At 53.4% G+C, this 1,042-nt stretch carries 1 protein-coding gene; it reads left to right on the plus strand.

The genetic code is table 11. The features are described 5' to 3' along the window. On the plus strand, window positions 1-807 hold an 807-nt coding region (locus G438_RS12410; protein WP_034284484.1), incomplete at its 5' end, for a hypothetical protein. Window positions 808-1,042: the final 235 nt, after the last annotated feature.

Raw genomic sequence — 1,042 nt, forward strand, 5'->3', positions numbered from 1 at the left:
TATAAAGAAGTAGCACCTGACACCTACGACATTGACTCCATCGTCCGCGGCCAACTCATTGACATTTCGACAAGCGAATATTACTCACAGATCACCGACCTTGGCACCCGCACCATTGGCGGTGCCACTGCACGCGGCTACTCTTTCACCGAAATCTTTGACGGTATATCCCACCGCACCGAACAATGGCATGTAGGCCGCCACGACGGACTCTGGACCATCCAACTCAGCTCAGCAGACAACGACACCACGCTACCACCTGAAATCTACGACATCCTCAACACCATCACCTGGGCAACACCCACACCTTTGACATTCACAACCACCACCGGGACCGCCGACACCGTCACCGCGACACTGCCAGCCGACTGGAAAGAAATCCCTCGAAGAACATACGATCCCGCAAGCTACGTCGCCTCACCCAACGGCATAGGAAACGCTTCCGTTCCCTCCATCCGCTTGCTCCGTACTCACCCAGGAGATCTTTCATCGACTTACGGTCAAATCACACTCGACACCTACGACCTCGGCTACATCGTTAACCGAACAATAAACGACATACAAAATGACAGTATGTATTCGAACATCGCCGACCTTGGCACCCGTACCATCAACGACACCACGGCCAGAGGCTATACCTTCATCAAGACCGTTGACGGTATATCCCACCGCTACGAAATATGGGAGTTAGGTCGCCACGACGGACTATGGACCATCCAACTCAGATCAGCACTAAATGACACCACACTCCCACCCGAAATCTACGACATCCTCACCACCATCACCTGGACCACCCCCACACGATAGATAACGCCATCCTTACAGGTACCAACCCCCACACTCTGCAAAACCTAGCGAATACAACCAACGCCAACACAACAGAAAGGGCAACAGTGATGTTTCGTATGCGACTGGCGTTGTGGCGAAACCGAGCAAGCGCCACTTGTGTCCTTGCTGCTGCTCTTCTTGTCGTACTTTCGGCATGTACCACCACCCCAGCAGCACAAGAAGAGGAAACACCCACCCCCGTCCTATTTACAGC

This window comes from Schaalia suimastitidis DSM 15538, from assembly GCF_000429105.1.
GTDB lineage: Bacteria > Actinomycetota > Actinomycetes > Actinomycetales > Actinomycetaceae > Pauljensenia > Pauljensenia suimastitidis.